Origin of the sequence: Rickettsia endosymbiont of Cantharis rufa (assembly GCF_964026445.1) — a bacterium.
In the GTDB taxonomy this organism is placed as follows: domain Bacteria; phylum Pseudomonadota; class Alphaproteobacteria; order Rickettsiales; family Rickettsiaceae; genus Rickettsia.
On sequence record NZ_OZ032150.1, the window covers coordinates 804,177 to 817,893 of the forward strand.

The window sequence follows — 13,717 nt, forward strand, 5'->3', positions numbered from 1 at the left end:
CTCGACTTATCTCGCTTTATACTGGATTCCCGCCTTCGTGGGAATGACACAGAAGATACACAGAAATGACATTAATTAATGTACAGCCCATTTAATCTTCTTTAAATCAATCCCCTCTTGCATCATTTCCCAAAGAGGACTTAATTCTCTTAACTTATCGATTTTTGAGCATATTAAATCTACTGCGTAATCAATTTCCTGCTCGGTAGTAAATCTACCTACGCCAAACCTAATTGAAGTATGGGCAAGCTCTTCACCGATTCCCATGGAACGTAAAACATATGACGGTTCAAGTGAGGCAGAAGTACAAGCAGAACCAGAAGAAACCGCTAAATCTTTAATGGCAAGAATAATTGACTCCCCCTCTACCCCAGCAAAGCTTAAATTTAGATTGCCTTTATATCTTTGATCTTTATCGCCGTTTAAATAAACTTCGGAAATTCGGCTGTTTATATTATTTAAAAACCTGTCAAATAAGTAATTTACATGCTTAGTATCTTTTTCCATCTCATTATACGCTATTTCAGCAGTTGTGCCAAGCCCTACAATTAAAGGAGTCGGTAGCGTACCTGAACGCATCCCTCTTTCCTGCCCACCGCCGCTTATCAGCGGCGTAACACGTACACGAGGTTTTTTTCTTACATATAATGCACCTACTCCTTTTGGTCCATAAATTTTATGCCCTGAGATACTTGCAAGGTCAATATTAAACTCGTTAACGTCAATTGGAATTTTACCAAAACCTTGAGCAATATCAGAGTGAAAGAAAACACCTCCTTCACGGCATATTTTTCCGATTTCTTTCAAAGGTTGGATCACGCCTATCTCATTATTAACCGCCATAACTGATACCAACATAGTCTGATCGGTAATGGCATTTTTTAGAGTCCCTAAGTCAATTATTCCATTTGATTTAACCGGTAAATATGTGACTTTCACTCCTTCTTGTTCTAAATGTCTGCAAGCATCAAGTACGCATTTATGCTCACTTAATACAGTAATGATATGATTCTTTTTGTTACCATAAAATTTTGCTATTCCCTTTATTGCAAGATTATTAGACTCAGTTGCACCGGAAGTGAAAATAATTTCTTTAGTATCTGCTCCTATTAACTTTGCTACCTTGGCTCTTGCCTCTTCAACAGCATTTTCTGCTTCCCAACCGAAAGAATGGCTTCGTGAATGAGGGTTACCGAACTTGGTAGTAAAATACGGCAACATTTCTTCCATTACTCTTGGATCTATTGGAGTCGTCGCCTGATAATCCATATATATTGGTAGACTTAGACTGTTTAATCGTGGGTTCATATGGTTAAATTAATTCATGTTTTGGTATAGTTTAAACAGTTATCGATGTCATTCCCGCTACCTGAGCGGCCTTGTTGCACGGATCGTTTCATGTCATTCCCGCGGAAGCGGGAATCCATTAAAGTAAGGCTTTTAAAAAGCCTTACTTTAAAAAACTATATAATAAAAAACCTTTAAAAATTAAAGATTTTTTAGCATGGATCGCTGCTTTCGCAGGGATGACATCCAGTAAGACTCCCCCTAAGTTGATACCCATGTGCTTTCGCAGGAATGACATAAACAGAGCTTTAGCTTTAGCTAATAATGGCATCATACACCTCCTCAAAAGCTTCTATAAAAGCTTCTATATCGTTTACCGTATTAGTATGACTAAGCGATACTCTAATCGAAGATTTTGCCTCTTCTTCACTCATACCCATATTGGTTAATACGTGCGATTTAGATATTTTTCCTGATGAGCAAGCAGAGCCGGAGCTTACGCAAATATTACGTAAATCAAACCCGATTAATTTCACTTGTGCATCCGTATTCGGTATAGTAATTAAGGTAATATTAGGCAACCTTGCTACATTATCGCTAATAATATTTACGTTAGAATACTTCTTTAGTTTTTTCTCTAATATTCCCTGTAAATTTTTGATTTTTATATAATTCTCTATTATATTTTTTCTCATTAATTCAGCCGCTAAACCAAAACCTGCAATTGCTATAACATTCTCCGTACCTGAACGCACATTTTTTTCTTGCCCACCACCGATAATTATCGGAGTAAGCTGAAAGTGAGAAGTAGAAATTAAAGCAGCTCCTCCCTGCCCACCTCCTATTTTATGCCCTGAGATTGTAGCAAAATCTAATCCTAAATCTTTGATATATGTTGGTATTTTACTAAAAGCTTGCACTAAATCACTATGAAATTTTGCCTTATATTTTTTAGCTATTTTACTTATTTCAAATGTATTTTGCAGTACCCCGCTTTCATTATTAGCCATCATTATAGATACTAATTTTTTTGTAGCACTACTTTGTGACAATAATTCTTTTAGATGCTCTAGATCAAGCAAACCTTGATTATCAACTTTTATAACTTTAATATTTGGAGCATGTTTTATATGGTCATAGATCGATAAATGTTCAATAGCCGATATGAAAATATCACCGTCATAAAAATTCTTTATTATTAAATTATTACTCTCCGTTCCGGATGAAGTAAAGGTAATATTATATTCCCTAGAGGGTGCCCCAAGAGCTACAGCTAATTGAAAACGCGCTTCTTCTATAACATTCCCAGCAAATACACCTGATCTATGTATTGATGAAGGGTTAAGCTCCTTGTCCATCAAACTTATTATGAATTCCTTAACTCTAGGATTGATAGAAGTAGTAGCACTGTGGTCTAAATATATCATATATTTAAATAATACTTAGCTCTAAAGCATCTTTAATTGAGATATTTTCAAAATAATCTCTAATATGCTTTCCAAACCCTTTCCATAATTTATGCGAATTACATTTTATTGTATCAGGAACACAAGTTTTAACTGATTTTTTATAGCAGGTAGTCATTATAAAATTTTCATTAACAGCGTCCATAATATCGGAAATTTTTATTTCTTCTAGGTTACCTATTAAAATATATCCTCCTTTAGCCCCTCTAATAGCCTTAACTAAATTAGCTTTTTTAAGCTTAGCAAATATCTGCTCCAAATAGTTAAGTGATATATTTTGTTTTACGGAAATTTCATTCAAAGTAACCGGTTCAGCACATGATTTTGAAGCCATTTCAAGTATTGCCATTACGGCATATCTTCCTTTTGTCGTCAGCATCATATGACTAACCTATTAAAACTTAAAATTGTTTTATATCTACAATACCCAAGTAATTTAGTCAAGTATATAATTATAATAATTAATAGAAATAAACTTGTTAATATAAAGTTTAACTGTATGAAATATAGTGGAAGTAGGAAGAAGTATAATATTGGACAATTTTTACTTTATGTCATTCCTATGTGTCATTGTTGTGTGGATATAAAAAGCACTCAGTGTCATACCGTGGCTTGACCACGGTATCCAGAAAATAATCAAAATACTAATTTTTCTGGATCCCGTAAATAAATCACGGGATGACAGCGGTGAAATTAATCCACGCAATAAGACCTTTCAGCTTTCGCAGGGATGACATCGAGAGCTTTTTAAAAAATGTCTAGTGCTATAAAAAAGACAGGGTATTGTAAATAATTTTTTTATCCACGCCTCCTGTTTGTTGTTCTATTTTTAGATTTAGGCTTTGAAGAAGCAGCAATATTTTTTAAATTAGTTTGATAATTTTTAATTCTCTCCATTCTTTCTTCTCTTAGTTTTTCATAATGAGTTTTAGCATTTTTTCCAAAACCTACCCTAGTTTCCATATTTTTTACAAAATCATTAACAAGTACTCGTTGATGCCCTTGAATATCGATTTGACAATTTTTATCTAAAGCACCAGGCATAGTTTCTTGTATTTTTTTTATAGCGCGGTATATATCTAGGGCCTCAGGTTGATAATGACCGCTATTATTACTAAGGTAATCAATTTTTCCCTTATCATTTATCCCTATAACTCCTGCTGCTTCCGCAGGCTTTCCACTTAAAAATGAACCGTGAACAAGATTTTTAGTACTCGGCAAATATTGATTTTTATGAGTACCCATATAAATTGCTCCATCCTTTCCCATTACAAATGCTTGAACATTATTCATGCTCTTACTTTCTTTACCGATAGTGGAAGCTACATTACCCTTAGCATCAAGTAATTTATGAGAAGAAGCATCATAGACTAATCGGTGATTTTTTTGTTCCTCCGGACCCATACGCAATATTTCAAATTCATGCTCACCCCATATTTGTTTACCTTGAGCTATTTCTTGAAGATGATGTTCGGCGAGTTTTGGATTTGGATGAACTACTTTAACTCTTACAGAATCTACTATAGCATCGTTTAATTTTCCTAATTCATGTTTTTCCGGTATTAAAGCAGCCCTAAATTTATCTATTAATCTATTCCAATTATCTTTAGCTCTAGTTTTTGGATCTCTAAAAGGTGTATCAATATTTCCCCCTGCATCCCCAACTAGATAAACTTTATTATCCTTTTGGATTAAATTGTCTTTGTATAAAGGTCCTCCTTCTTGATTAATAAGCTGCCCCTTTCTTTCAATAGCAGCTAATTGACCATCCTTATAAAGGATAATTTTTTCATTATTTAATCCAAGCTTTGAATTAATTTGTATTTTACCTTGATGATTTAAATTACCAATATCGATACCGTCAATATCCGCAATTTGAATATCTCTATTTTCATTCACAAATTTTCTAATTTCTTCAGGATTATTAATAAATTTACCGCTATCCTTTAATATTCCTTGTATATAGCCGGTAGTATAAGTAAATTCTTCTTTGATTATTTTCGTGTCCTTTATAAAACCTACTGCAGCAAAAATTTGTTGAAAGAAATTTAGATTTCTCTTTACTTCAATATTTTTTACTCCGGTAGCTTCTCTTTCATGAATTACTAATTGATCTGGCTTTAAGTTGCCGCCTTTATCATAAATATTAATTACTCTTCCTTTTATAAGATTTACTTCTGTTGCTTCTTGATTTTGAGAAAATTCTTTAACCTGGGGTTCTTCTACAAACCTTACTTTCTTTTTTTCTTTGCTCATTTGAATTACCTAAAGTTATAAATAAATAATTTTAGGTTTCATTTTAACAATAAAAACTTTTATTTTTTAGTAATTTTTTAATAATAGGCTGTTTTTTTAGTAAATTGAGGATTTAAAATCACATATTATATGATAACCGATTTTTCTTATATATAACTCGACAGGCTCTTGTTAATTTGCCAAATAGCAATAAACACTAAACAAGTTGTAAACATTTGTAGTAGCTGTAATAATATGCTTAATTCCGGTATTAATATAATAATAACCGGTTGTAATATTATCGGAACTCCGCTTGAAAACATTACTAACCTTATAGAAGTTTGTATTGAAGTTTTAGTAGTAAGTAAATTAGCTAAGCTATACACTAACAAAACTACAATACTTCTCTCTAATAAGAACGTTACAAACCAAAATAATATAATAGCCGGCATACCGAAATAAATAAATAAATTTGGTGCATGTAATAAATTATCGGCAAAATACTTTTTTATTATTTCAGGAGTTAAAATTACTTCATTTTGCTTGAATATCTCAGAATAGTCAACGGTACTTGGAAAATTTTTCTTAGTATTGGCAACAATTAAATTTATCTTCAGCTTATTATCTTCAAGTACAAACGGTATTTTGCTTTTTTCTTTGTTAGAAACTTGATTTTTTGTATCAATGACGACTATTTTATTGTTATTTTTACTATATAAATATATAGGTTCTACTTCTTCAACTGAAATTTTTGAATTATTATATTTAATTTCCGGTAATTGATTAATAATATATTCAATATTATCTGTAACTTTTGATGATTGTATTCCGTTAAAGTAATCTTTTAAAGTTATTACGTAATTTAATATAAAAATGCAATAAATTATTGATATAGTAAAGGATATGGTAAATAAATATCTTATCCCATATCCTTGATAGTTTCTATATACGCCTTTATAGAACTCTATAGAGCTAATAGATAGACGTAACTGACGGAGTAATGTATTTAATCCTCCTAATATAAATGATAATAAATACATTGATCGGTTAAACTTTAAATTAAAAATACAAGCAGCAACAATATAACTTATAATTATATAAAATTGCAAATTTTTTAATAGATTATAATATTATATATATAAGTTTGTTGATAAAAAATGATTTATTTACTAATATCTATATTTCCATAAATAATATTAGTTTTATATGCTACTGTTACTTCCTGAAATAACTTTGATTTTAATAGCACTTTTGGGGCAGTTTTTTGCCGTAATGGTACCAAGTAAAAATAGAATTATTTATAATATCATTATTTTATTATGTATATTATCAATTTTCCTTACTTTTAAATATTCAAGCTATGAAGGAGTATGGTACTCATTTGCTACCGGAATAAATATCGGTATTAGTAAAAGTACAGTGTTACTATTTACTATTATATCCATGATTATATACCGTGATTACTCTATTCTTGCCGCCGAGGAATTAAAGTTTGAATTTATTACTTTAATATTATTATCCGCTGTAGGTATTTTTGTTGCAATTTCATCACGGAATTTTCTACTATTATTCTGCGGTATGGAACTTACTGCTTTAACTTCATATACACTTGCAGGATTCAAATTAAATGATATTAAATCATCAGAAGGTGCTTTAAAATACTTTATCTTAGGTAGTTTAGTTAGTTGTTTATCATTATTTGGGATTTCTTTTATATATGGATTCGGTGGAAGCTTACAATTTGAGGATATCTTATACAGACTAAATGATAATTCTGGGATAAATCTTGGTTTAATAATTGGTATTGTATTATTTTTAAGTAGTATTCTCTTTAAACTCTCAAGCGTTCCACTCCATTTTTGGGTCCCTGACGTATATGAAGGATCTCCGATAACTTCGGTTACCTACTTCACTACTGCTTCAAAAATAGGTATGGTTATCGTTTTATTAAATATTAGCAAATTAATTATAGGTAATTACTACCCTGTTAATTATAATTTAATAAAGATAATTGCTATATTATCTATGCTGCTTGGGGCTTTTGGAGCTATTCGTCAAACTTCTCTAAAAAGATTAATGGCATATAGCACTATTTTAAATATCGGTTATGTATTAATCGGCATTCTTCTGCATAATCAAGAAGGATATAAAGCAGCTTTGCTATATATTCTAATATATGCGGTAGGGAGTATAGGATTTTTTACCTGCTTAATTATGCTACTCGGTAAAGACGCCGATAAAGCTAGTTTTAGTAGTATACAAGGAATTGCAGAGAATCGTAAAGCCATAGCTGCCGTAATTAGCATAGTTATGTTTTCAATGATTGGAATCCCTCCTCTCACAGGATTTTTCGGTAAATATTACCTTTTTTACCAAGCAATTAATCAAGAAGAATTTGCATTAGCTTATTGCGGTATTTTTACCAGCGTAGTTGCTGCTTTTTATTATCTTAAAGTAATAAAAGCCATGTATTTTTCTAAAAAGATTGGGGTAATTAAGTTACCGATGCAATATGGGCTTTTACTGATTAATTACTTAGTTGTAAGTTTCTTGTTGCTTGGTTCATTTATTATCTCGTTTTAGATGGTGTAGGCTTTTTATTAATAACACTAGATGCAGTAGTCTTAGTAGGCTTCATAACCTTTTCTTTTAGGTTCTTTATATGTTTTAGATCTTCTTCATCTAATTTTAATAAATCCTGGTTCTTCTTTTTAGCTTTTTTAGCTAAACCTAATTGACTTGGAGTAACACTAATAATATCATCCGTTCCGACTTCTTTCTTGTATTTTTCTAGAGCGTCTACATATTCTCTGTTTGCATCTATATTTGTCTTTACCGATTTTTGCTCCGGTTCTTTCTTGGTTTTTACTTTATCGGAAGAATCAACTAAATTTCTTTCATATTTAATATCTTCATTTAAGCTTCTCATTGTCTTTATTAAATGTTTTTTTGCACTATCCCTAATACCGAGTATTTCTAAAATTCTTGCAAAATTAGTAGTAACTTTATTTCTTAATTTAAGTTTTTGTCCTCCATTTTTTCTTTCTTCATAATTAAGAATTTTCTCAAAATAATCAGGGTATTCTTTCATTAATGTTTTTAATCCTTGCTCTTTCACTTCGTAATAAGGAAAACTATATTTTTTAGAGATTAAACTACTTACTTTAATTTCTAAACCATATTCCTTTAAGGATTCTTGCCTTTTTTTCATTGTATCTATTAAACTAGCCTTAGTTTCTTCAGGCGTTATTTCCTTAGATTTTTTATTATTAAATTTCCTTGGCATCGCTTGTTTTGCAAATTCTGCAATTGCTTCATTACTATAATATTTAGTTAATTCATCAAAACTTTTATCAATAGTTTTGCTTAGATCAATTTTAGAAACTTCAAGTAAGCTATCGGCAAATTTAGGATTTTTTGTTCTTAAACTAGACGGAAATTCTCTAAAATGGTTAGTAGGACTGAATCCAGGCAAATGTTTAGCTCTTGAATGCGGATAGATATTATTTGTTAAATTATCAAAACTACCGGCAAAATCAATCCTTACTAATTTAGGTAAAGTTTTTGAATTTTTTTGGTCTCTGATAACTCCTATATTTCCAACATGTATATCAAAATCGCCAATCAATAAACTCGCAGGCATAATATTTTCAAAATTCTGATATTTAATTTCCTTAAAAGCATTTTCTAAGGTTCTAAATAATTTATTTCGAGTCCCCATAAAAAGCGGTCTACCTCCATCTTTTCTAAACCAAGAACTCGGTTTAGTTTTAGTAGACATATGTTTATCCATGTCCACATACATATCGCTACTATAATTCTCAAAAAATTCAGATTTGACATATATTTGCGAATCAACAGCTTTAGATTTATTAAAATTATCAGGGGCAATTAAGTTAACTTTTGCTCCATTTCCAGGACTTATAGCTTCAAAAATTTGAGATCCTAAAAATTCGGCTATATTTTTTGAACTTGAAGCCTCTTTTTTTATCATTGCCATAATTTTACCGTCTGAGCTTTGATGTACTCCGCCATGCTCTCCTGCCTCATTAGCTCCGCCTCCTTTAGGCTTTAAAAAGTTCCAATCTTTAAATACTGATTTTTTATTTTGAGTCATCCTAACCCCTTTATTAATAATTTAAATAAAATTGATAATTTTGATATAATTATAAAACATAATATTTATTATATATCAAAGATAAAAGCTGTGTTCTACTTAATTTTATTTTTCTTTAATATTTCAGCTACTTCGAGAGTTGCGTAAGTAAATATAGCAGTTGCTCCAGCGCGTTTAAAACTAATTAATGATTCAATTAAAGATTTTTCAAAATCTAACGCCCCTGCTTCGGCTGCAAATTTTAACATTGCATATTCTCCGCTAACCTGATATGCAAAAATTTTAGCATTAAAATTATTTGCTGCTTCACGAATAACATCCAAAAACGGCATACCGGGCTTAACCATTACCATATCGGCTCCCTCTGCTATATCATGCTCAATCTCAAGCATTGCTTCCTTAATATTACGCACATCCATTTGATAGCTTGATTTATCTAAATAATTCTTTTTATTACTCCTAACTGCATCGCGAAACGGACCGTAAAAGCTTGAAGCATACTTAGCCGCATAAGCAAGAATCCCAACATTTATAAAACCTTCTTTGTCGAGATATTCCCTTATAGCTCCGATTCTTCCATCCATCATATCAGAAGGTGCAACAATATCTACTCCGGCTTTTGCTAACACTAATGCTTGATTACACAAAGCTCTTACTGATCTATCATTATCAACTTCCCCATGATGCACAATACCGTCATGACCATGCGTGGTATAAGGATCAAGTGCTACATCGCATATTATACCGATATCGATATTAGCATTTTTGATGCTTCTAATAGTTCTACATATTAAATTATCTAAATTATAAGCCTCATCGGCATTCTCACTTTTTAGACTTCGATCAATACTCGGAAATAATGCGATAGCATTGATACCAAGCTCTGTTGCTTCTTTTGCCGTTTCTACTACTTGATCGATCGATAAACGGTATATACCAGGCATAGTCTTAATTTCTTGTCTTTCATTATGCCCTTCAACAACAAATAAAGGTAGCACTAAATCATTGATTGATAAATTACTTTCAGCTATTAACTCTCTAAGCCAAAATGCTTTTCTATTTCTTCTAAGTCTAATAAGAGGGTACATAAAATTCATATCTCATTTTGGTTAATAACTTGGATTCTAATATATAGCTTAAACTATCTTATAATAAAAATATCGCACTACAAAAAGAAATTTTACTTGTAATCTATAAAAAATTTAAGCAAAATGACGAAAATTAAAATATGGTTTAATTCTGTAAATAAATATAGGAGTTTAATATGGCACAAGATAATATTCCAAAATCAGTAAAAGAAAAAATAAAGGAGTGGGAAAAGAAATCAAATATGTCAAATAACCCACCAAAAAATACAAAACCAACCGTTCCTCCAAAGCCTACTTCTGAGAAAATAAAGGCACGGGACGAGGGGCATAAAAAACAGACTTATTTAACTACACATTCCCAAGCACTTGATATATTTGTCGATACCACATCTCCTCAAAAAGGACAGGAAGCAAAACATGTTAATCCAACTATTATAACACAGCAGCAAAAAATCGCAAGAACAACACAGCATGATAATGCGCCTCAAAAACCTACTATATCTCCAAATTCAACTTCCGAACAAGAAAAAAGGGGGGCAATAAGATCCTTTTTAACTAACAGTAGTATAGAGCTTCATGACTTTGGAGTTGAGGATTTATTTCATTATGTATCTTCGACTAAAAATACACAAAATCCAAATCGGGTTAACTCGATTATTAATACTTATGACAGAACATTATCAAATATAGTTAAAGCAATAGATGTAAATAACCGAGAACAATTTATGAATCTTATGGAAAATCTGATAGAAGAGCATCCACATAAAGATAAATTTGAGAGAATTAATCGGCTTTATAAAGATATCACCCATAGCCAAATAGCAAGCGAAGAAACGCATAAACCACAATCTAATTTAACCGTGAAAGAGAAAATAGAGAGATTTTTTAAAAATCATAATATTGATACCAAAGATGCTTTGATTCCGGAATTTAGCCGCTATATAGAATTAAGTGGTTCTATGGCAGGGAAGCGTCTTGATGTTACTGTTAAAGCTTATGAACAATCATTAGGACGGCTAATAAAACAAGTAGAGGTACCTCAAAAAGAGTTTATTTCTTTTATAGAAGACGATCTAATAAAGAATCACCCACATAAAGATAAATTTGAGAAAATCAATCAACATTATAAACTACCTGAACCACCTAAATTATCTGATATAATTGATAATCTTAGAGAATTAGTAAACAGTGATGATATAATAGCTAATTTAAAACAAAGTAGTAAACACATCGAATTTAAAGAAAAAGTAACTAATATTATTCAGATTTATGATGATAATAAACATAATCCATCTGCTATAGCTAAAGTTGAAACAAGACTGAAAGAGGTAGGTAAATGGTGCGAAGAAACTACAAAAATGGATAATACTCCTATTTGGAAAAATATTGGTAATTTTATAAAATATTCTTTTACTGGAGATAAGACTAAAGCTGCTTTTTACAAAGATGCTATAAAAAATTCTACTCAAAATACTAAAAAAGCTATAGCAGAAATACAAAAATCTCTTACTAATCCTTCTTCTAATTCATCTAGTGTTCCACCAAAGAATAAGGGAGAAAGGTATAGAAGCTAATAAAAACTCTTAGGATCGATATCTATTTTTATTTGGCAAAAAGGGGGAATTTTTATAAGGCTTAGCCAAAATTTTAAATATTTCTGCAAATTAAATTTCTTATCGACTATAATAAGTATTCGGTAACGATATTTACCGGCAAGCTTTGACATTAATGAGCTTGCCGGTCCTAAAATTTTCACGTTTGCTTTTGGTGCAATTCGGACCATATCCCTAGCTATTTCTAAAATTTTAGACTCACTGGAACCTGATAAAATTACCGATGCCATTTTAGAAAACGGCGGCATATCAGCGGATTTTCTTATTCCGAGTTCATTTGCAAAAAAATTCTCTTCGTCACCGGTTTTAACGTAACTAAAAATAATATTATCAGGATAATAGCTCTGCAAATATACCACCCCTTTACTATCTCCCCTCCCTGCTCTACCGCCTACTTGATGTAGTAACTGGAAAGTTCGCTCAGATGCTCTAAGATCAGCATTGTTACTCCCAAGGTCAGCATCTATTACACCGACTAGGGTAAGATTCGGAAAGTGATAACCTTTTGTTATTATTTGTGTACCTATTAAAATATCAATTTCTAGATTTTCCATTTGATGTAGAAGCTTTGCTATTTTTTCAGGATTTTTAGCATGATCTTTACTTATCACCGCAATTTTACTCTCAGGAAAGAGTGCCTTTACTTCCTCCTCTATTCTTTCTATTCCTGGACCGCAAATAGTTAATGCCTTATCTTCTAGACATTCAGGGCAAGAATTAAAAATTTTACTTTGATAACCGCAATGATGACATTCAAGTTTTTTAATTGCTTTATGTACTACCATCCAAGAAGAGCAAAATTTACAGGTAAATCTGTGACCACAAGCTTTGCATAGCATTAGCGGAGCATAACCACGCCTATTAAGAAATAATACTGTTTGCTTTTTATTATCTAAATTACCTTTGATAGCTTCTATAAGAATCTTAGATAAATAGAAATTCTTAGATAACTTCTCTTTGGTCATGTCGATCATTTCTATATTCGGTAAGTCGACATTTTTATATCTATTAACTAGAGTAATTAATTGATATTTACCTATTTTCACATTATACATCGTTTCAATAGACGGCGTTGCTGAACACAAAACAATTTGTGCTTTATCGAATTTGCTTCTTACGATAGCCGTATCTCTTGCATTATATAATATACCGTCATCTTGTTTATAGGAATCGTCATGTTCTTCATCTATAACCACTAAACCGAGATTTTTAAAAGGCAAAAATAAACTACTTCTAGCCCCGATTACCACCTTAACTTTATCACTTAATATACCTCTTAAAATCATTTTCTTTTGAGCTTTAGTAACGCTTGAGTTCCATATTATAGGTTCAAAACCAAATCGCTCTATAAAGCGATTAATAATTTGGGTACTTAAAGCAATTTCAGGCAGCATCGCAAGCACTTGTTTACCTTTTGCTAAGTATTCTGCTATTAAATGAAAATATATTTCCGTTTTACCTGACCCCGTAACACCTTTAATAATCACAGGCTTATTGCTTTCATTTAAGACTATTACTGCTTGTTTCTGCTCTTCTGACAAATCCGGTAGCACAAAGTTATTGTTTATTTTCTGCTCTTTAACTTTGATCGGTTTCTCTGCAATATCTATAGGTAATACTAACTTGGCTATACTTCCAAGTTCTGACATATAGTAACCACTCATCCATTTAATTAATTCTAAAACTTCTGAAGTAAGATTTAAATTTAGTGGCACTTTTTCTTTTACGGTTTTTAGCTTTTTCGCTTTAGGAACAGTGGTGAACTCCCATATTATACCGGTTAATTCCTTATTTCTAAACGGCACTACAACAAGATCACCGATGTTTAGCTCTAAATCTTCCGGTACTAAGTAATCTAAAGGGAATAATTTTGCCGCCGGTAATAATATTTTTGCTATTCGCATATTATAT

11 protein-coding genes and 1 pseudogene are annotated in these 13,717 nt (G+C 31.4%); 3 read left to right on the plus strand and 9 right to left on the minus strand.

The features are described 5' to 3' along the window. Positions 1-75 precede the first annotated feature (75 nt). The 4 genes from AAGD46_RS04565 to AAGD46_RS04580 form a co-directional block, all read right to left on the minus strand. Positions 76-1,308, minus strand: coding sequence for an IscS subfamily cysteine desulfurase (locus tag AAGD46_RS04565; RefSeq protein ID WP_341786718.1), 1,233 nt, complete (start codon positions 1,306-1,308; stop codon positions 76-78). A gap of 142 nt (positions 1,309-1,450) precedes the next feature. Further along, positions 1,451-1,621, minus strand: coding sequence for a hypothetical protein (locus AAGD46_RS04570; RefSeq protein ID WP_341786720.1), 171 nt, complete (start codon positions 1,619-1,621; stop codon positions 1,451-1,453). Next, positions 1,602-2,714 carry a cysteine desulfurase family protein gene (locus AAGD46_RS04575; protein WP_341786721.1) on the minus strand — a complete coding sequence of 371 codons (1,113 nt, stop codon included), beginning with the start codon at positions 2,712-2,714 and terminating at the stop codon, positions 1,602-1,604. Before AAGD46_RS04575 ends, AAGD46_RS04570 begins: the two co-directional genes overlap by 20 nt. A 4-nt stretch (positions 2,715-2,718) precedes the next feature. Continuing rightward, positions 2,719-3,135: an Rrf2 family transcriptional regulator gene (locus tag AAGD46_RS04580; RefSeq protein WP_341786722.1), complete on the minus strand. Its 417-nt coding sequence runs from the start codon at positions 3,133-3,135 to the stop codon at positions 2,719-2,721. Here AAGD46_RS04580 and AAGD46_RS04585 point away from each other — a divergent pair, their 5' ends adjacent. Further along, a complete protein-coding gene (locus AAGD46_RS04585; RefSeq protein ID WP_341786723.1) occupies positions 3,136-3,369 on the plus strand; it encodes a hypothetical protein in 234 nt (77 codons plus the stop codon). It begins immediately after the preceding gene. A gap of 182 nt (positions 3,370-3,551) precedes the next feature. Here AAGD46_RS04585 and AAGD46_RS04590 read toward each other — a convergent pair whose 3' ends face one another. Together AAGD46_RS04590 and AAGD46_RS04595 are read right to left on the minus strand one after the other, a co-directional pair. Next, entirely contained in the window at positions 3,552-3,797 is a 246-nt protein-coding gene (locus tag AAGD46_RS04590; protein ID WP_341787899.1) for a hypothetical protein, read from the minus strand. A 1,358-nt stretch (positions 3,798-5,155) separates the two neighbouring features. Beyond that, the gene (locus AAGD46_RS04595) at positions 5,156-6,028 is read right to left on the minus strand and encodes a DUF1189 family protein (RefSeq protein WP_341786724.1); all 873 of its coding nucleotides are present in this window, start codon (positions 6,026-6,028) and stop codon (positions 5,156-5,158) included. A gap of 166 nt (positions 6,029-6,194) precedes the next feature. Between AAGD46_RS04595 and nuoN the strand changes: the two genes are divergently transcribed. Further along, the gene (gene nuoN, locus AAGD46_RS04600; protein ID WP_341786725.1) at positions 6,195-7,571 is read left to right on the plus strand and encodes an NADH-quinone oxidoreductase subunit NuoN; all 1,377 of its coding nucleotides are present in this window, start codon (positions 6,195-6,197) and stop codon (positions 7,569-7,571) included. On the opposite strand, the gene AAGD46_RS04605 is transcribed toward nuoN, so the two are convergent. After that, entirely contained in the window at positions 7,558-9,105 is a 1,548-nt protein-coding gene (locus AAGD46_RS04605) for a hypothetical protein (RefSeq protein ID WP_341786726.1), read from the minus strand. The two genes, nuoN and AAGD46_RS04605, sit on opposite strands and share 14 nt — an antisense overlap. A 95-nt stretch (positions 9,106-9,200) precedes the next feature. Next, complete coding sequence (gene hemB, locus AAGD46_RS04610) at positions 9,201-10,193, minus strand: porphobilinogen synthase (RefSeq protein ID WP_341786727.1); 993 nt, start codon at positions 10,191-10,193, stop codon at positions 9,201-9,203. Between the two features lie 176 nt (positions 10,194-10,369). Between hemB and AAGD46_RS09090 the strand changes: the two are divergent. Continuing rightward, positions 10,370-10,595, plus strand: a pseudogene (locus AAGD46_RS09090) (hypothetical protein); the annotation flags it as partial. A 1,168-nt stretch (positions 10,596-11,763) separates the two neighbouring features. Here AAGD46_RS09090 and AAGD46_RS04620 read toward each other — a convergent pair. Then, entirely contained in the window at positions 11,764-13,710 is a 1,947-nt protein-coding gene (locus AAGD46_RS04620; RefSeq protein WP_341786729.1) for a primosomal protein N', read from the minus strand. Between the last annotated feature and the right edge of the window lie 7 nt (positions 13,711-13,717).

What these genes read in the sequence shown, in the direction of transcription:
- AAGD46_RS04565 (WP_341786718.1), bottom strand. Translation starts at nt 1,308, where the DNA reads ATGAACCCACGATTAAACAGTCTAAGTCTACCAATATATATGGATTAT.
- AAGD46_RS04570 (WP_341786720.1), bottom strand. Translation starts at nt 1,621, where the DNA reads ATGATGCCATTATTAGCTAAAGCTAAAGCTCTGTTTATGTCATTCCTG.
- AAGD46_RS04575 (WP_341786721.1), bottom strand. Translation starts at nt 2,714, where the DNA reads ATGATATATTTAGACCACAGTGCTACTACTTCTATCAATCCTAGAGTT.
- AAGD46_RS04580 (WP_341786722.1), bottom strand. Translation starts at nt 3,135, where the DNA reads ATGATGCTGACGACAAAAGGAAGATATGCCGTAATGGCAATACTTGAA.
- AAGD46_RS04585 (WP_341786723.1), top strand. Translation starts at nt 3,136, where the DNA reads ATGACTAACCTATTAAAACTTAAAATTGTTTTATATCTACAATACCCA.
- AAGD46_RS04590 (WP_341787899.1), bottom strand. Translation starts at nt 3,797, where the DNA reads ATGCCTGGTGCTTTAGATAAAAATTGTCAAATCGATATTCAAGGGCAT.
- AAGD46_RS04595 (WP_341786724.1), bottom strand. Translation starts at nt 6,028, where the DNA reads ATGTATTTATTATCATTTATATTAGGAGGATTAAATACATTACTCCGT.
- nuoN (WP_341786725.1), top strand. Translation starts at nt 6,195, where the DNA reads ATGCTACTGTTACTTCCTGAAATAACTTTGATTTTAATAGCACTTTTG.
- AAGD46_RS04605 (WP_341786726.1), bottom strand. Translation starts at nt 9,105, where the DNA reads ATGACTCAAAATAAAAAATCAGTATTTAAAGATTGGAACTTTTTAAAG.
- hemB (WP_341786727.1), bottom strand. Translation starts at nt 10,193, where the DNA reads ATGTACCCTCTTATTAGACTTAGAAGAAATAGAAAAGCATTTTGGCTT.
- AAGD46_RS04620 (WP_341786729.1), bottom strand. Translation starts at nt 13,710, where the DNA reads ATGCGAATAGCAAAAATATTATTACCGGCGGCAAAATTATTCCCTTTA.